The organism is Bacillus sp. SW14, assembly GCF_047608225.1.
Taxonomy (GTDB): Bacteria; Bacillota; Bacilli; order Bacillales; family Bacillaceae; genus Bacillus; species Bacillus subtilis_G.
The window spans coordinates 1,285,291-1,301,793 of record NZ_JBLKRW010000001.1; the positions used below are offsets into that span (position 1 = coordinate 1,285,291).

Sequence of the window (16,503 nt, forward strand, 5' to 3'; positions counted from 1 at the left end):
TATACTGGGGAACAGATAGACGTTTGTTGGAGGTACAATTATGACTGTTTATCATTTTGTTGGAATAAAAGGGACGGGTATGAGTCCGCTTGCCCAAATACTTCATGATAATGGATATACTGTCCAAGGATCGGATATCGAAAAGTTTATTTTTACGCAAACAGCGCTTGAAAAAAGAAATATTACGGTTCTTCCTTTTAGCGCGGATAATATCAAACCCGACATGACAGTCATTGCCGGAAACGCATTCCCAGACACGCATCCAGAGATTGAAAAAGCCATGTCTGAAGGAATTCCGGTGATACGTTATCATAAGTTTTTAGGCGACTATATGAAAAAATTCACCAGTGTTGCCGTTACGGGCGCACACGGAAAAACGTCGACTACGGGCCTGCTGGCTCACGTGATCCAAAACGCAAAACCGACCTCTTTCTTAATCGGGGACGGAACGGGCCAGGGAAATGAAAACAGCGAATACTTTGTATTTGAAGCGTGCGAATACCGCCGCCATTTCTTAAGCTATCAGCCTGACTACGCGATCATGACGAATATTGATTTTGATCACCCTGATTACTTCTCAAACATTGACGATGTGTTTGACGCTTTCCAAGAGATGGCTCTTCAAGTCAACAAAGGCATTATTGCCTGCGGAGATGATGAGCATCTGCCGAAAATTCATGCGAACGTCCCGGTTGTGTATTACGGCACTGGGGAAGAAAATGATTTTCAAGCCAGAAACATCGTAAAAAGCACGGAAGGGACAACTTTCGATGTATTTGTCCGCAATACATTCTATGATACGTTTTATATTCCTGCGTACGGCCACCACAATGTATTAAACTCATTGGCGGTCATTGCGTTATGCCATTATGAGGAAATTGATTCCAACATCATTAAGCATGCCCTCAAATCATTCGGCGGCGTCAAACGCAGATTCAATGAGAAGCAGCTCGGGGATCAAGTGCTGATTGATGATTACGCTCATCACCCGACAGAAATAAAAGTGACAATTGAGGCGGCAAGACAGAAATATCCTGATCGTGAAATCGTCGCGGTATTCCAGCCTCACACATTTACGCGGACGCACCAATTCCTTGACCAATTCGCAGAAAGCCTGAGCGGGGCTGATTGTGTGTATTTATGCGATATTTTCGGCTCAGCCCGGGAGAATGCAGGAAAGCTGACGATCGGTGACCTGCAGGGAAAAATTCATAATGCAAAGCTCATTGAAGAACATGATACATCTGTTTTAAAAGCTCATGAAAAAGCCGTTCTCATCTTTATGGGAGCAGGAGATATTCAAAAATATATGAGAGCCTACGAAAACGTCATGGCATAATAAAAAAGCAGTGTTCTCACTGCTTTTTATTTATCTGATGGAAAGCTTGTTAAAGGATTTTCTTACATAATGGAGAATACTATGTATACAGCCCAGTATACATGTTTATGATTTATGAAAACGGGTAAACAGCAGTATATCCTGCAGCAAGGAGGTTTAAGATGATTATTATTCTTTATTTAAGCGTTGCACTCATCGCAGTCGCATTTCTCGTATTAGTGATCTACTTGTCTAAGACATTGAAGTCACTGCAGCTGACCCTAAAACATGTCGCATCCACTCTCGAAGGGCTGGAGGGACAAATGAAGGGCATCACAACTGAAACAGCCGAGCTTTTACATAAGACCAACCGCCTGGCTGAAGATATTCAGGAAAAATCAGAAAAGTTGAACACGGTCGTCCATGCTGTTCAAGGAGTGGGCACTTCTGTACAGCAGTTCAATACATCCATGAAACAGGCGGCGGGGTCTGTATCGGCATCAGTAAGAGAAAATCAAGACAAGATCAATCAAGTTGTCACATGGAGCCAAGCAGCAATGGAAATTTGGGAGAAATGGAAGCAAAAGAAAAAGTCGGCTCTGTAAGAGAAAAAACACTATGAGGAGGAATAATGATGAGCAAAGATGGAATTAATAGTAAAGATTTTTTAATCGGAACTTTAATCGGGGGAATCATCGGTGCCACTACCGCTCTTTTTCTAGCGCCGAAATCAGGCAAAGAACTTCGTGACGATCTTGGCAGCCAAGCTGTTGCTTTGCGGGACAAAACTGACAAAATGACGGCAGATGCGAAGGAAAAAGGCACGCAATATGTCAGCATCGCAAAAGACAAAACATCGAACATCACACAGCTTGTAGCGGATCAGTCAGGGCAGATCATGAACAAGGTGAAGGATTTAAGAGACCGGTCTAAATCTGCAAAAACGGATTCATCAACTGATATGCAAGAAATGAGAGAAGAAGCGATGCAGGCGGCCGGCGAAACAAAAGATCAGGTCCTTCAAACGAAAGAAGATGTAAAAGACGAACTGAAAGATGCGCAAAAACAGGCTGAGCATATCAATCGCTGAGCCGGGAAGGAAGATCTTGAGCCATGGCAAAACAGCTTATTCAATCTGAGGAAGAATTTAAACGGATTGCAGAACAGGAAGGCACTTTCGTCTTCTTTAAACACAGTACCACATGCCCGATCAGCCAGGCAGCATTTCATGAGTTTGTTGCCTTTGCAAATCAGCATGAGGATGTGCCGGCTTACTATCTGCAAGTACAAGAAGCCCGGCCGCTGTCAAATTTCATCGCAGAAACATACGGCGTAAAGCACGAAAGCCCTCAGGTTTTCGTCATCCAAAACGGTGAAGTGAAATGGCATACCTCACATTCACAAATTACAGAAGCGGGCATCAAGCAGCATTTGTCATAGAAAAAAGCGTCCAGATTCAATCTGGCGCTTTTTTTTTGAAAAAACCCTTGAACATTGCCCTCACATGATGTAGGATAGCTTCATAGATCACTTTATCACTTAAAAGCGTTTGGGTAATAAAGAGGAGTTTTTATAAAATTTTTTTTATTTCAGTATTTCCATTTGGAATTACTTATAGTAAGATGCATGATAACTACAAAATAAAAAATGAATGTGCAGGGAAAGGATGAAAAAAATGAGCAACACAGAGTTAGAGCTTTTAAGGCAGAAAGCAGACGAATTAAACCTACAAATTTTAAAATTAATCAACGAACGCGGAAATGTTGTAAAAGAGATCGGTAAAGCGAAAGAAGCACAGGGTGTCAATCGATTTGACCCTGTCAGAGAACGCACAATGTTAAACAATATCATTGAAAACAATGATGGTCCTTTCGAAAACTCCACCATCCAGCACATTTTTAAAGAGATATTCAAAGCCGGTTTAGAGCTTCAAGAAGAAGATCACAGCAAAGCGCTGCTTGTCTCGCGCAAGAAAAAACCTGAAGATACAATTGTAGATATTAAAGGTGAAAAAATCGGAGACGGCCAGCAAAGATTTATTGTCGGGCCATGTGCGGTAGAGAGCTACGAGCAGGTGGCTGAAGTGGCTGCAGCTGCGAAAAAACAAGGAATTAAAATTTTGCGCGGAGGAGCCTTTAAGCCTCGTACGAGCCCATACGATTTCCAAGGTCTTGGTGTTGAAGGCCTTCAAATTTTAAAACGTGTAGCGGACGAATTTGATCTGGCAGTGATCAGTGAAATCGTAACTCCGGCTCATATCGAAGAAGCGCTGGACTACATTGATGTGGTTCAAATCGGAGCGCGCAACATGCAAAACTTTGAATTGCTGAAAGCGGCCGGCTCAGTGAAAAAGCCAGTGCTTCTGAAGCGCGGACTTGCTGCAACGATCTCTGAATTCATCAATGCCGCTGAATACATCATGTCACAAGGAAACGATCAAATCATTCTTTGTGAACGCGGTATCAGAACATATGAAACAGCAACGAGAAACACGCTGGATATTTCTGCTGTACCGATTTTGAAACAAGAAACGCATTTGCCTGTCTTTGTTGATGTGACGCATTCAACTGGCCGCCGCGACCTCTTGCTTCCGACAGCTAAAGCTGCTTTAGCGATCGGCGCAGACGGCGTAATGGCTGAGGTTCACCCTGATCCGTCAGTCGCACTTTCTGACTCTGCTCAGCAAATGGCGATTCCTGAATTCGAAAAATGGCTGAATGAATTGAAACCAATGGTGAAAGTCAACGCTTAGTAAACAATAAAAAGGCCGCGTCTGCGGCCTTTTTTTGTGTTTTCTCGTTTATTTAGTTATAAAATCCAAGTATACGTTTTCATCATCTATAAAAACGTGTATAATTTCATGAGAAGTATTTAAATTTGATGAATAATGAAAAATAATGTAAACTACTGACTTACGCTTACAAATCATAAACGACATAAATTTGGACATTATGACATTTCTCTACATAAAGTGTTTATGCTATAGATAAGGATAAGTGTATCCAGTAAAAGGAGTGGTTTTAGGATGAGCAATATTACGATCTACGACGTAGCGAGAGAAGCTAATGTAAGCATGGCAACTGTTTCCCGTGTCGTGAACGGCAACCCGAATGTAAAACCGACAACGCGGAAAAAAGTTTTGGAAGCCATTGACCGTCTCGGTTACCGTCCAAACGCGGTGGCAAGAGGACTGGCAAGCAAAAAAACAACAACAGTAGGAGTCATCATTCCCGATATCTCAAGCATTTTCTATTCAGAGCTTGCACGCGGGATTGAAGATATCGCGACAATGTATAAATACAACATCATTTTGAGCAACTCGGACCAAAACATGGAGAAAGAGCTGCACCTGTTAAACACAATGCTCGGCAAACAAGTGGACGGCATCGTGTTTATGGGCGGAAACATTACGGACGAGCATGTTGCGGAATTTAAGCGTTCCCCAGTGCCGATCGTACTTGCCGCTTCTGTAGAAGAGCAGGAGGAAACACCGTCAGTCGCGATCGATTACGAAGAGGCGATTTATGATGCAGTGAAGCTTTTGGTTGATAAAGGACATACAGACATCGCATTCGTTTCCGGACCAATGACAGAACCGATCAACCGCTCGAAAAAACTTCAAGGCTATAAACGTGCGCTTCAAGAAGCGAATCTTCCGTTTAATGAACAATTTGTTGCTGAAGGGGATTACACATACGATTCCGGACTTGAAGCGCTGCAGCATTTGATGAGCCTGGACAAAAAACCGACAGCCATTCTTTCTGCAACTGATGAAATGGCACTCGGCATTATCCATGCGGCTCAGGATCAAGGCTTATCCATTCCTGAGGATCTCGACATTATCGGCTTTGATAATACGAGATTAAGCCTTATGGTTCGTCCGCAGCTTTCAACAGTGGTTCAGCCGACATACGATATTGGCGCCGTTGCGATGAGACTGCTGACGAAGCTCATGAATAAAGAGCCGGTTGAAGAGCATATTGTCGAACTGCCGCACCGTATAGAGCTAAGGCAGTCAACCAAGTCATAAGAAAAACTAGAAAGCAAGCTTCACCTCTAAGGTGAATTCTTGCTTTTTTCATGGGGAGAAATGATGAAACGTTTTGATTATCTTACACCTGTTGGTTTTGTGTTAGGAACGATTATGATTGTGATCGGAATAATTTCGGGATCAGGAATAAGCGGTTTCCGCTCTTTTCTAGATCTGACCTCTTTCTTCATCGTTACAGGGGGGCTATGCGCTGCAGTTTTTATCAGTTTTCCGCCGAGAGAGCTGCGAAAAGCGCCCTCTGTGCTAAAGCAGGCATTTATCCGCCAGGAAGACAATGTGAAAGATCTTGTGAAAACCTTTGTCTCTCTTTCGGATCACGCGCGAAAACACGGGCTTTTATCATTGGATGATCAGGCCCGGGAAATCAAAGATCCATTCTTGAAAAAAGGGCTGCTTTTAGCAATTGATGGCTGGGATGAAGAAACGATTCGGCTCGTCATGGATTCAGAGATCGCGGCAATGGAGGAACGGCACCGCAAAGGACGGCGTGTTTTTGAAAAAGCGGGTGAATTCGCTCCGGCATGGGGAATGATCGGAACACTCGTCGGGCTCGTGCTGATGCTTAAAAACTTAAATGATCCGCACATGCTTGGACCGAATATGGCCGTTGCCCTTTTAACAACCTTATACGGTTCATTGCTGGCAAACATGGTATTCAACCCGATTGCCGCCAAACTCGAAGAAAAAACAGAAAGTGAAATCTTCATCAAGCAAGTAATGGTGGAAGGCATTATCGGAATCCAATCCGGAAAAAACCCTCGTAACCTCGAAAGCCAGCTCGTCGTTTTCAGCTCCCGGGAAGAATGGCGGAAGCAGCCAAATCAAGTAAAAACAAAAAAGGGATCTATACATGAAGCTTAGAAGAGAACGGTTTGAAAGAAGGAAAGGAAGCGGGAAAAAAAGACAATCTTCATCCAGCTGGTTGGTCACCTTTTCAGATCTGATCACTTTGATCCTTGTGTTCTTTATTTTACTTTTTTCGATGTCCCAAATCGATCTGCAAAAATTTAAAGCGGCAGTCGAATCGATCCAAAAGGAAGGCGGCGGGATCCAGCCTGACCAAACGTCCATAGAAAAAAAGAACACATCGCCAGCCAATGCAAAGAAGCAAAAGGATCAGCAGGATCAGCTTCTCAAGAAAGTAAATACATATATAAAAGACCACCACCTGAAGGCCCAAATGACAGCTAAACGGGATGAACGCGGTGTCGTGCTCGTTCTGCAGGAGTCTGTGCTGTTTGATTCGGGGGAGGCCAAGGTGCTGAAAAATGCTGAAACACTTCTTCACCAAATTGCCGTTCTTCTGAAAACCATTCCAAATGACATTCAGGTGGAGGGCCATACAGACAGCCGAAATATTGCGACATACCGATATCCGTCTAACTGGGAGCTGTCAGCAGCACGCGCAAGCGGAGTCATTCAATACTTCACATCAAAAGAGAAACTTCCCTCAACGCGCTTTATCGCTGTTGGTTATGCGGATACAAAACCTGTAAAGGATAACAAGACAAACGAACACATGAAGGAAAACCGGCGTGTGGAAATTGTTATCAAAAAATGAAAAACGACCTCTTCGTGAAGGTCGTTTTTTTACTTCGTTCTTTGCTGTTGCTCGGATCGTATTGCATATAATGCTTTGCTGACGGTTTGGGCATTTTTTTCTGTGATTTCAGGCTTGCGGGGAATCGGAGGATATAAATCGGCCGGATCGCTCCAGCTGGACGGAAGGGTGACAGGGCAGTGTTTTTGCCATTTAGCGATCCATTCAGGAGGAATATCGTGCCCCGGATCAATTCCCTTCATTTCGAGCCATATTCTGGCCCAGGCGCGGGGCACTACACGCCATATATCATATCCGCCGCCTCCGACGGCAATCCATTTCCCTCCGCAATATTGATGCGCTAACGTGTGTGCAAGCCGCGGAATTTCTTCGTAGATGTTGATCGTTGCAGATAAATGCGTTAGCGGGTCATAGTAATGGGCATCGGCACCGTTTTGGCTGATAATCACATCCGGCTGAAAATAAGCGGCGACTTCGGAAGCTGCTGTCCGATAAGCTTCGAGAAAAGAATTATCCTCTGTGAAAGCGTCAAGCGGGATATTAAAGGAATAGCCATATCCCTTTCCGCTTCCTTTTTCCTGAATCTGGCCGGTTCCGGGGAATAAATACCTTCCTGTTTCATGGATAGACAGCGTGCATACGCCGGGGGTATCGTAAAACGTAAATTGCACACCGTCCCCGTGGTGGGCGTCCGTATCAATATAAAGCACTCTGGCTCTGTATTTTTTCTGGATATATTGAATCGCCACAGCACTGTCGTTGTAAATGCAAAATCCTGAAGCTCTTCCCCGAAATCCGTGATGAAGGCCTCCTCCAAGGTTGGCAGCATGCAGGGCTTGTCCTGACATCACCCAGTCTGCGGCCGTTAAGGTGCCGCCGACTAAGAGTGATGCCGCTTCGTGCATGCCGGCAAAGACAGGTGTATCTTCAGTGCCGAGCCCATAGCTTTCTCCTTCTTCAGCGGGAAGTTTACCGGCACCCGCAAGCTTTACCGCCTGAATGTAATCGTCCGTGTGGACAAGGGCAAGTTCCTCTTCTGTCGCGAGTCTCGGGCTGATAATGTCTCCATCATCAAAGGCATTGATCGTCTTGAGCAAATCATATGTTAACAGAACCCGCTGCTGATTAAATGGATGTTCCTGATGAAACATATAGGTTTGATAGGATGGAGAATAAATAAATACACTGTCTCTCATAGCAAATCCCTTTGCTCTGACGGCCAAACGACGTGGTGCCCATTTCTTTGTAATGCCTGCAAAAACGGCAGCGGATTCATCATTTTTACACGGAAGACAAGCACTTTCACACCGGGATCTTCATGCGGATAGACGAGCACACTCAATATTTTCACTTGGAGGTCTTGGCAAAGGCTGCTGATTTCCGCAAGACTTTTGGTGATGTTGTTTACTTTTATTTCAATTTGTGACCCCGGTTGGTCAGCGCCTGTCAATTTGACAAATGTCCGCAACAAATCGGTTTTTGTCAAAATGCCTATTAATTTTTGGTGCTGCACCACGGGCAGACAGCCGATGCCATGTTCGTAGAACACCGCAGAAATTTCTTCAACAAAATCAAGCGGGTGGGCGCACACGACATCTTTTTTCATAATTGAATCTACGCTTCGTGTAAGAAATCGGCTTCGTTTGCTTTCTTCAAAAATACTCGGGCTGGCCTGTTTCATGTCTCTGTCTGTAATCATGCCGATCACATGGCGGTCTTCATTTACAACAGGCAGATGCCTGATATGGAATTCCTTCAGTTTGCATATTGCTGTTTCAAGCGTATCCGTCTTTGTTAATGTAATGACATCCCTTTTCATGATCTGCTCAACAATCATTATTTTTTCCCCTTTGTCAGTGTCAGTTAATACATAAAGCGATGATAAAAACGGAGTCTGTCAAATTGTTCAATTGATTCTTGGCTGACGTTTTTTCCGATGCGTGCCATCAGACAATTTGCAGGGTGGGAGCTGATCTCTGGCTCATCCGTCGCAAACCAGGCCAATCCGCCTGCATTCATCATCTTCTCCATGAGCTTTCTGTATTCCCACACATCTTTTTTCATCCCTTTTAAATCCCAATGCCAGTAATATTCCGTCGTCATCACGATGTAGTTTTCCATTTGTTCATCCATCATGCTGACGGTCAAAAGCGTCTTTCCGACAGAACATCCCCGATAGGCCGGCGCCACCTCGATGGCCCCGAGCTCAAGCAAATCCTCCATATTTCCTTCAGACCATCTTTCGAGCGGGTCAGGATATAAATACGTCACATAGCCGATAATGGTTCTGCCGTCTCTGGCAATGATAATACGCCCTTCGGGAAGGCCGGCAATGTCGACTAGCGCTTCATGCTGCTCGCGGGGCGGGCGAAATGCGGTTAAATCTGTATGAAACTCGTAACCTGCCAGATCCTCTGGAGAGACAGGCCCTTCTATCAGTAAGGAGCCGGTTGCTGTTTTGATGTTTGCTGAATGGTATGTTTTATGATGTTCCACTGATCCACCGTCCCATCAATTCTTATAAAAATACATGCTTCTTTAAGAATAACAAATTTTAAAGCGTTTTCAATATGGTTTATATTTTAAAAATTGAGAACAATATGAATATATAATATAATAATTGTGACAACTTCAGCAAAGGGGGATGTTTGGGCATGAATTTGAAAGCGTTACCAGCAGTAGAAGGGGATTTTCATTTAAAAAATTATGAAGAAACGTACCGGCATTTTGATTGGGCCGAGGCAGAGAAACATTTCTCCTGGCATGAGACAGGGAAACTGAATGCGGCGTATGAAGCGATTGACCGCCATGCCGAATCGTTTCGAAAAAACAAAGTAGCGCTTTATTATAAAGACGCAAACCGGGATGAAAAATACACATTTAAAGAAATGAAGGAAGAAACAAACAGGGCAGGGAATGTGCTGAAACGGTATGGAAATGTGGAAAAAGGGGACCGCGTTTTTATTTTTATGCCGAGATCACCCGAGCTATATTTTATAATGCTTGGCGCTATCAAAATTGGCGCCATCGCCGGGCCGCTGTTCGAAGCATTTATGGAGGGAGCGGTGAAAGACCGGCTTGAAAACAGCGAGGCGAAGGTAGTTGTCACGACGCCTGAGCTGCTGGAGAGAATACCGGCTGATACACTGCCTCACTTGCAGCATATATTCGTAGTCGGCGGAAAGGCTGAAAGCGGCGCAAACATCATCAATTACGATGAAGCAGCAAAACAGGAGGGCACAAGACTGGATATCGAATGGATGGACAAAAAAGACGGCTATCTGCTTCACTATACATCGGGTTCTACTGGAACGCCAAAGGGTGTGCTGCATGTCCATGAAGCGATGATTCAGCAATATCAGACAGGAAAGTGGGTCCTTGATTTAAAGGAGGAAGACATATACTGGTGCACAGCAGATCCGGGCTGGGTGACAGGTACGGTATACGGCATTTTTGCACCATGGCTGAACGGAGCGACAAATGTCATCGTCGGCGGGCGTTTCAGCCCTGAAAGCTGGTATGGAACAATTGAACAGCTTGGCGTCAACGTCTGGTACAGCGCGCCGACCGCTTTTCGAATGCTGATGGGAGCGGGAGATGAGATGGCTGCGAAATATGATCTAACCTCACTCCGGCACGTGCTCAGTGTCGGTGAGCCGTTAAACCCGGAAGTCATCAGATGGGGGCATAAGGTTTTTAACAAACGAATCCATGATACATGGTGGATGACAGAAACGGGCAGCCAGCTCATCTGCAACTATCCTTGCATGGATATCAAACCGGGTTCAATGGGTAAGCCGATTCCCGGTGTGGAGGCGGCAATCGTTGACAACCAGGGCAATGAACTTCCGCCGTACCGAATGGGCAATCTCGCCATTAAAAAGGGCTGGCCTTCCATGATGCATACCATTTGGAATAACCCTGAAAAGTACGAATCGTATTTTATGCCGGGCGGCTGGTATGTGTCCGGGGATTCTGCTTACATGGATGATGAGGGATATTTCTGGTTCCAAGGAAGAGTCGATGACGTCATTATGACCTCTGGTGAGCGCGTCGGCCCATTTGAAGTGGAAAGCAAGCTTGTCGAACATCAGGCCATTGCAGAAGCAGGCGTGATCGGTAAGCCTGATCCGGTGCGGGGAGAAATCATTAAAGCCTTTATCGCACTCAGAGAAGGATATGAGCCGTCCGATAAACTGAAAGAAGAGATTCGCCTATTTGTAAAGCAGGGTCTTGCAGCCCATGCGGCTCCGCGTGAGATTGAATTTAAAGATAAGCTTCCGAAAACCCGAAGCGGAAAGATCATGAGACGGGTGCTGAAGGCATGGGAGCTTAATCTGCCGGCAGGAGATCTGTCAACGATGGAGGATTAAAAGGCGACGTTGACACAGGATTTTATTTATGTTAAAAATGATATAGCTTCATATGAAAAGGTAAAGATTGAGACAAGTAGACTATCCTTACGTTCCAGAGAGCTGATGGCCGGTGAAAATCAGCACAGACGGATATATCGAATACACTCATGAACCGCTTTTGCAAACAAAGCCGGCCAGGCTTCCAGTAGTGAAAGAACGGACCTGATCCGTTATCAGGCAAAGTGATAAGACGAATGTTTTGCGTTCTCTTATTAGTAGGGTGGTACCGCGATAATCAATCGTCCCTTCGTGTAAACGAAGGGGCGTTTTTTATTTTAATCAAAAAGGAGCTTTATCTTATGACAAACTTACTTGAAGACTTATCCTTCCGCGGATTGATTCAGCAAATGACGGATGAAGAAGGATTAAATAAGCAGCTGAATGAAGAAAAAATCCGCCTGTACTCAGGCTTTGATCCGACAGCGGACAGCTTGCATATCGGACACTTGCTGCCTATTTTAACACTTCGCCGTTTTCAGCTTGAGGGCCATCATCCGATTGCGCTTGTGGGCGGGGCGACGGGCCTCATCGGCGATCCGAGCGGAAAAAAAGCGGAGCGTACATTAAACACTGCTGACATCGTATCCGAATGGTCCCAAAGAATCAAAAACCAGCTGTCCAGATTTCTGGATTTTGATGCAGCAGAAAACCCTGCTGTCATCGCGAACAACTTTGACTGGATCGGCAAAATGAATGTGATCGACTTCCTTCGTGATGTCGGTAAAAACTTCGGTATCAATTACATGCTGGCAAAAGACACGGTCAGCTCGAGAATTGAATCCGGCATCTCATACACGGAATTCAGCTACATGATTCTTCAATCTTATGATTTCTTAAATCTGTACAGAGAGAAAAACTGTAAGCTGCAAATTGGCGGAAGCGATCAGTGGGGCAACATTACAGCGGGCCTTGAACTGATCAGAAAATCAGAAGAAGAAGGGGCAAAAGCGTTCGGCCTTACCATTCCGCTTGTCACAAAAGCAGACGGCACGAAGTTCGGAAAAACGGAAGGCGGCGCGATCTGGCTTGATAAGGAAAAGACATCGCCGTATGAATTTTATCAATTCTGGATCAACACAGATGACCGTGACGTTGTCAAATACTTAAAATACTTTACATTCCTATCAAAAGAAGAAATTGAAGCATACGCTGAGAAAACAGAAACAGCGCCAGAAAAGCGGGAAGCGCAAAAACGCCTCGCAGAAGAAGTGACAGCGCTCGTTCATGGACGTGAGGCGCTGGAGCAAGCCATCAACATATCCCAAGCGTTGTTCAGCGGCAATATTAAAGAGCTTTCTGCCCAGGACGTAAAAGTGGGCTTTAAGGATGTCCCTTCCATGGAAGCTGACAGCAGCCAGGAGCTTTCACTTGTAGATGTATTGGTGCAATCTGCATTATCTCCTTCAAAACGCCAAGCCCGTGAAGACATTCAAAACGGAGCTGTTTACATTAACGGCGAACGCCAGACGGAAATCAATTATCTCTTATCTGCTGAAGACCGTATCGAAGGCCAATTTACTGTCCTGCGCCGCGGGAAGAAAAAATACTTTCTTTTGACGTATAAATAAAAAAAGATCCTTTGCCGATATGGGCAAAGGATCTTTTTTTGGTTTATCGCATAGGAATGACAGGAAAAGAGTATATTAGATAGGGCAAACACGACCAATCACCTCCCAAGCACCTCCAAGCACCTCCAAGCACCACCTTTTAAGAAAGGAGCGCTGACCATGAATCTTATGTGTACGATTGCAAAAGAAAGGCTCCAGCGGGATTATTGGGAGCATCAGACGCGAGATAGTGTTGGCCAGCAAGAGGCACCAGACGAAACAGACGATAAAAAAACCCCGACCGCATAGCGGCAGGGGTTTTTAAAACGATTAACGAGAGTAGAACTCAACGATAAGCGCTTCGTTAATTTCCGGAGCAAGTTCAGAACGCTCAGGAAGACGAGTGAATGTACCTTCAAGCTTTTCAGCGTCGAAAGTAAGGTATTCAGGAACGAAGTTGTTCACTTCTACAGATTCTTTGATGATAGAAAGGTTACTTGATTTTTCGCGAACACCGATTGTTTGACCAGGTTTTACTTGGTAAGACGGGATATCAACGCGGCTTCCGTCAACAAGAATATGACCATGGTTAACCAATTGGCGAGCTTGACGGCGAGTACGTGCTAAACCTAGCTTGTACACAACGTTATCAAGACGAGAATCTAAAAGAATCATGAAGTTTTCGCCGTGTTTACCAGTTAGTTTAGCAGCTTTGTCAAATAAAGTGCGGAATTGGCGTTCGTTTACACCGTACATGTGACGAAGCTTTTGCTTTTCTTGCAATTGCAAACCGTATTCTGATAATTTTTTACGTTGTCCTGGACCGTGTGGACCTGGAGCGTAAGGGCGTTTTTCTAATTCTTTTCCTGTACCGCTAAGAGAGATTCCTAGACGGCGGGACAGTTTCCAAGATGGACCTGTATAGCGAGCCATAATGTGACTCCTCCTTTGGTTTTATTTTTGTGGAAAATAAAAACCGTCTGCTCTATTCGACCATGTACATTTTGTTTTCATGTATCCTCGCTCCAGCAGCAGAGAGTTACACGATACACCTTATGAATAAGGAACAAAATGAAAACATAGAAGCTGAACAAAAAGGCTGCAATATTTCACACAAAGGTCATTATATAATTTATTTGATTTGAAGTCAACCATTCCTTCATTATTGCTTCGCCGTTTATGATATAATAAACAAAAATTAGTGGTAAACTTTCAGGTGATAAAAACATGGTAGAACAAACAAAAGAACAATTATCCGCCTTTCATTATCATATGCTCGATTTCTTATTAACCAAATCTGAAAAAGTCACTTTCACCGACTCTTTCATATGGCTGACTTCGGCTATTCAAACTTATTTTTCATCCCTATGTGTTTCGCTTACACCGACACCATCCGTCGGTTCTGCTTCAAAACAGGCGGATGATGAAGTTCGATTTTCCGCTTCGAAAATAAACGCCTCATCTTACCTGATTGAGGACACCGGCGGCAGGCGCTATCATCTGACATGCAGGCAGGAGGTAGAGATACCTGAAGGGCTTCCCGACTTGGTTTCATCATTTTTAAACCAGTCAATGAAACAGGAAAAACTCTATATCAAAACGATCTATCAAAAAAAGATATACAAAATGACAGAGCTGTTCCATTCACTGCTTGATCAGACAGAAGTGCTGAAGCAGCTTTTAGAAAGCTTAACCGGCACGTTTTCTATGTTTGAGTTTTCTCTATATATATCGCACGATCAAGATCAATGTTTAGGTGTTCCTGCAAAAGAGCTTTATATGGAAGGGGAAAAATCCGATTCCTTTGCTCTCAAAGTGTATTTATCCGGGGATATTTTGCGGAAAAATGAATCTGCCGCTTATATTCCGATCAAAGGACAGCAGGGAACGTACGGGGTGTTGAAGGCTGAAGGAACGGGCGGCAGTTTTCTTAATGACGCCTATCTTGATGAAATGTCGCTGATAGCAAACGCGGCGGGAAAAGCGTTTGAAAACGCTCAGCTCTATGAGCAATCCAAAGCAAGCATCGCAAATTTGGAATTGATTAATGAAACGTCACGCCGCCTGAATCAGCGGCTGACACTGGCCGATACGATGAATGACCTGGCTGTGAGAATGGCAGAATCGTTTCAGGCGGAAGAAGTGGGTTTTTTTCATATAGACCATTTTGAAAACCTGACATTGCTCCCCGGCAGCACAGCGTTTTTTAAGGAAGCGAAGCCGTCTGAATTTTTTAATGAAATGAAAGAAAAGCTGTATGAAGGGGAAATAGGAGTTTTCATCGGAAATGGCCAGTCTGTTTTCGGAAAGGCCGGCTACGGCTCGCTGATGGCTGTTCCGATGATTGAGAATGACAGGCTTTTAGGTTTCGCGGTTTTATTGAAAGAGGAAATGTACGCTTTTACATTTGAAATGTACAAGCTGTTTCAGGCGCTGATTCGGCACGCAACTCTGGCTGTAACCAACTCAATGCTCCGCGACCGCCTTGAGCATCTCGTCAAAACAGATCAGCTGACTGAGCTGTATTCGAGGGTGTATTTAGATGAAAAAATTCAATACAGTATGAAGATCCACCAAAAGGGTGTTTTTATACTTGTTGATATTGATAATTTCAAGAATGTAAATGATACGTACGGTCATCAGACTGGGGACGAGATTTTAATTCAAGTCGCTTCGGTTATTAAAAGCAACATCCGAAAGCATGATGTCGGCGCCCGCTGGGGAGGCGAGGAGCTGGCGATTTATTTGCCGAATGTGACGGTTGCGGTGGGGAAACGGATTACTGAGAGACTGGTTTATGCAGTCAGAAAAAACACGAAACCCGAGGTGACCATTTCATGCGGTATCTCCTGCTGGACGGCAAAAACAAGAAAGTCACTGAAAGAGCTTGTGCATGAGGCTGATGAAGCCCTCTACAGCGCGAAACGAAACGGAAAAAACCGCTTGATGATACACGAATCAATAAAATAACAAAAGCCCAAAACACTATGAGTTTTGGGCCTTTATATTACTGTGCTAACGCTTTTTCAAGCTTTTCGGCAAACTGTGATAAATACTTTTCGTCGATTTCGTCGAAACGGTTTTTCACTGGGCTGTCGATGTCCAAGACGCCGACAACTTTTCCGCCTACATGAATCGGAAGCACAATTTCTGATTGAGACGCTGCATCGCAGGCGATATGTCCCGGAAACGCGTTTACATCCTCTATACGCTCCACTTTTCCGTTTGCATAGGCTGTGCCGCAAACGCCTCTGCCGAAAGGAATCCGAACACATGCCGGCAGACCTTGGAACGGTCCTAACACAAGCTGTCCATCCTCTTCTTTGGCAAAATAGAAACCCGCCCAGTTGACTTCAGGCAGCGAATGATACAGGAGCGCTGAGGCATTCGCATAGTTTGCGATTTGATCTGTTTCGTCTTCGGTCATGGCTTCGAGCTGTTTTAGCAGAAGCTGATAGTCTTTTTCTTTATCTCCAGATTGTTTTTCGACATGGAACATGGAAAACCCTCACTTTTTCTATAATATAAAACAAAGTTCCGGCTTTTCTGCCGGCATTTGTCGATAAGTTCTTACAGGAACAGCGGCCTTCTGCTTGAATTGTATCAAGAGG

The 16,503-nt window shown here is 44.5% G+C and carries 17 protein-coding genes and 1 other annotated feature; of the genes, 12 read left to right on the forward strand and 5 right to left on the reverse strand.

The window, feature by feature from the left end:
* The first annotated feature begins 40 nt into the window (after nucleotides 1-40).
* From murC to motS, 8 genes are all read left to right on the forward strand, one after another.
* Nucleotides 41-1,339, forward strand: coding sequence for a UDP-N-acetylmuramate--L-alanine ligase (murC, locus tag ACMX2I_RS06565; RefSeq protein ID WP_148962359.1), 1,299 nt, complete (start codon nucleotides 41-43; stop codon nucleotides 1,337-1,339).
* A 161-nt stretch (nucleotides 1,340-1,500) separates the two neighbouring features.
* Nucleotides 1,501-1,923, forward strand: coding sequence for a DUF948 domain-containing protein (locus ACMX2I_RS06570; protein WP_148962358.1), 423 nt, complete (start codon nucleotides 1,501-1,503; stop codon nucleotides 1,921-1,923).
* Nucleotides 1,924-1,952: 29 nt separating this feature from the next.
* Entirely contained in the window at nucleotides 1,953-2,408 is a 456-nt protein-coding gene (locus tag ACMX2I_RS06575) for a YtxH domain-containing protein (protein ID WP_087992832.1), read from the forward strand.
* A 23-nt stretch (nucleotides 2,409-2,431) separates the two neighbouring features.
* Nucleotides 2,432-2,758 (forward strand): bacillithiol system redox-active protein YtxJ, encoded by a 327-nt coding sequence (ytxJ, locus tag ACMX2I_RS06580; RefSeq protein WP_087992831.1) that lies wholly within the window; start codon nucleotides 2,432-2,434, stop codon nucleotides 2,756-2,758.
* A 235-nt stretch (nucleotides 2,759-2,993) separates the two neighbouring features.
* Nucleotides 2,994-4,070, forward strand: a complete 1,077-nt coding sequence (locus ACMX2I_RS06585; RefSeq protein ID WP_414956509.1) for a bifunctional 3-deoxy-7-phosphoheptulonate synthase/chorismate mutase — start codon at nucleotides 2,994-2,996, stop codon at nucleotides 4,068-4,070.
* A gap of 273 nt (nucleotides 4,071-4,343) precedes the next feature.
* Entirely contained in the window at nucleotides 4,344-5,348 is a 1,005-nt protein-coding gene (gene ccpA / locus ACMX2I_RS06590; protein ID WP_087992830.1) for a catabolite control protein A, read from the forward strand.
* 63 nt (nucleotides 5,349-5,411) lie between these two features.
* Nucleotides 5,412-6,230 (forward strand): flagellar motor protein MotP, encoded by an 819-nt coding sequence (gene motP, locus ACMX2I_RS06595; protein ID WP_148962354.1) that lies wholly within the window; start codon nucleotides 5,412-5,414, stop codon nucleotides 6,228-6,230.
* Complete coding sequence (motS, locus tag ACMX2I_RS06600; RefSeq protein ID WP_414956510.1) at nucleotides 6,220-6,930, forward strand: flagellar motor protein MotS; 711 nt, start codon at nucleotides 6,220-6,222, stop codon at nucleotides 6,928-6,930. The genes motP and motS overlap by 11 nt, the downstream gene beginning before the upstream one ends.
* A gap of 29 nt (nucleotides 6,931-6,959) precedes the next feature.
* Here the strand turns inward: motS and ACMX2I_RS06605 are convergent, their stop codons facing one another.
* From ACMX2I_RS06605 to acuA, 3 genes are read right to left on the reverse strand one after another with little or no spacing between them, the layout of a single operon-like run.
* Nucleotides 6,960-8,126 (reverse strand): acetoin utilization protein AcuC, encoded by a 1,167-nt coding sequence (locus ACMX2I_RS06605; RefSeq protein ID WP_414956511.1) that lies wholly within the window; start codon nucleotides 8,124-8,126, stop codon nucleotides 6,960-6,962.
* Complete coding sequence (locus ACMX2I_RS06610; RefSeq protein WP_414956512.1) at nucleotides 8,123-8,767, reverse strand: acetoin utilization AcuB family protein; 645 nt, start codon at nucleotides 8,765-8,767, stop codon at nucleotides 8,123-8,125. Before ACMX2I_RS06610 ends, ACMX2I_RS06605 begins: the two co-directional genes overlap by 4 nt.
* 26 nt (nucleotides 8,768-8,793) lie before the next feature.
* A complete protein-coding gene (gene acuA / locus ACMX2I_RS06615) occupies nucleotides 8,794-9,426 on the reverse strand; it encodes an acetoin utilization protein acetyltransferase AcuA (protein WP_087992825.1) in 633 nt (210 codons plus the stop codon).
* Nucleotides 9,427-9,584: 158 nt separating this feature from the next.
* Between acuA and acsA the strand changes: the two genes are divergently transcribed.
* The 3 genes from acsA (at nucleotide 9,585) to sr7p (ending at nucleotide 13,201) form a co-directional block, all read left to right on the forward strand.
* The gene (gene acsA, locus ACMX2I_RS06620; protein ID WP_414956513.1) at nucleotides 9,585-11,303 is read left to right on the forward strand and encodes an acetate--CoA ligase; all 1,719 of its coding nucleotides are present in this window, start codon (nucleotides 9,585-9,587) and stop codon (nucleotides 11,301-11,303) included.
* Nucleotides 11,304-11,357: 54 nt separating this feature from the next.
* Nucleotides 11,358-11,595, forward strand: a binding site (T-box leader).
* Nucleotides 11,596-11,644: 49 nt separating this feature from the next.
* Nucleotides 11,645-12,913 carry a tyrosine--tRNA ligase gene (tyrS, locus tag ACMX2I_RS06625; protein ID WP_394715719.1) on the forward strand — a complete coding sequence of 423 codons (1,269 nt, stop codon included), beginning with the start codon at nucleotides 11,645-11,647 and terminating at the stop codon, nucleotides 12,911-12,913.
* A gap of 159 nt (nucleotides 12,914-13,072) precedes the next feature.
* Nucleotides 13,073-13,201: a small protein SR7P gene (gene sr7p, locus ACMX2I_RS06630; RefSeq protein WP_277986961.1), complete on the forward strand. Its 129-nt coding sequence runs from the start codon at nucleotides 13,073-13,075 to the stop codon at nucleotides 13,199-13,201.
* Between the two features lie 21 nt (nucleotides 13,202-13,222).
* Here the strand turns inward: sr7p and rpsD are convergent, their stop codons facing one another.
* Nucleotides 13,223-13,825, reverse strand: a complete 603-nt coding sequence (gene rpsD, locus ACMX2I_RS06635; protein ID WP_087992458.1) for a 30S ribosomal protein S4 — start codon at nucleotides 13,823-13,825, stop codon at nucleotides 13,223-13,225.
* A gap of 294 nt (nucleotides 13,826-14,119) precedes the next feature.
* On the opposite strand from rpsD, the gene ACMX2I_RS06640 reads away from it, so the two are divergent.
* Entirely contained in the window at nucleotides 14,120-15,862 is a 1,743-nt protein-coding gene (locus tag ACMX2I_RS06640) for a diguanylate cyclase domain-containing protein (protein WP_414956514.1), read from the forward strand.
* Between the two features lie 37 nt (nucleotides 15,863-15,899).
* Here the strand turns inward: ACMX2I_RS06640 and ACMX2I_RS06645 are convergent, their stop codons facing one another.
* The gene (locus ACMX2I_RS06645; RefSeq protein ID WP_087992455.1) at nucleotides 15,900-16,391 is read right to left on the reverse strand and encodes a GAF domain-containing protein; all 492 of its coding nucleotides are present in this window, start codon (nucleotides 16,389-16,391) and stop codon (nucleotides 15,900-15,902) included.
* Nucleotides 16,392-16,503 lie beyond the last annotated feature (112 nt).

What these genes read in the sequence shown, in the direction of transcription:
- ACMX2I_RS06610 (WP_414956512.1), bottom strand. Translation starts at nt 8,767, where the DNA reads ATGATTGTTGAGCAGATCATGAAAAGGGATGTCATTACATTAACAAAG.
- ACMX2I_RS06645 (WP_087992455.1), bottom strand. Translation starts at nt 16,391, where the DNA reads ATGTTCCATGTCGAAAAACAATCTGGAGATAAAGAAAAAGACTATCAG.
- ACMX2I_RS06585 (WP_414956509.1), top strand. Translation starts at nt 2,994, where the DNA reads ATGAGCAACACAGAGTTAGAGCTTTTAAGGCAGAAAGCAGACGAATTA.
- rpsD (WP_087992458.1), bottom strand. Translation starts at nt 13,825, where the DNA reads ATGGCTCGCTATACAGGTCCATCTTGGAAACTGTCCCGCCGTCTAGGA.
- ACMX2I_RS06575 (WP_087992832.1), top strand. Translation starts at nt 1,953, where the DNA reads ATGAGCAAAGATGGAATTAATAGTAAAGATTTTTTAATCGGAACTTTA.
- motP (WP_148962354.1), top strand. Translation starts at nt 5,412, where the DNA reads ATGAAACGTTTTGATTATCTTACACCTGTTGGTTTTGTGTTAGGAACG.
- murC (WP_148962359.1), top strand. Translation starts at nt 41, where the DNA reads ATGACTGTTTATCATTTTGTTGGAATAAAAGGGACGGGTATGAGTCCG.
- ACMX2I_RS06570 (WP_148962358.1), top strand. Translation starts at nt 1,501, where the DNA reads ATGATTATTATTCTTTATTTAAGCGTTGCACTCATCGCAGTCGCATTT.
- ACMX2I_RS06605 (WP_414956511.1), bottom strand. Translation starts at nt 8,126, where the DNA reads ATGAGAGACAGTGTATTTATTTATTCTCCATCCTATCAAACCTATATG.
- tyrS (WP_394715719.1), top strand. Translation starts at nt 11,645, where the DNA reads ATGACAAACTTACTTGAAGACTTATCCTTCCGCGGATTGATTCAGCAA.
- ccpA (WP_087992830.1), top strand. Translation starts at nt 4,344, where the DNA reads ATGAGCAATATTACGATCTACGACGTAGCGAGAGAAGCTAATGTAAGC.
- ACMX2I_RS06640 (WP_414956514.1), top strand. Translation starts at nt 14,120, where the DNA reads ATGGTAGAACAAACAAAAGAACAATTATCCGCCTTTCATTATCATATG.
- motS (WP_414956510.1), top strand. Translation starts at nt 6,220, where the DNA reads ATGAAGCTTAGAAGAGAACGGTTTGAAAGAAGGAAAGGAAGCGGGAAA.
- sr7p (WP_277986961.1), top strand. Translation starts at nt 13,073, where the DNA reads ATGAATCTTATGTGTACGATTGCAAAAGAAAGGCTCCAGCGGGATTAT.
- ytxJ (WP_087992831.1), top strand. Translation starts at nt 2,432, where the DNA reads ATGGCAAAACAGCTTATTCAATCTGAGGAAGAATTTAAACGGATTGCA.
- acsA (WP_414956513.1), top strand. Translation starts at nt 9,585, where the DNA reads ATGAATTTGAAAGCGTTACCAGCAGTAGAAGGGGATTTTCATTTAAAA.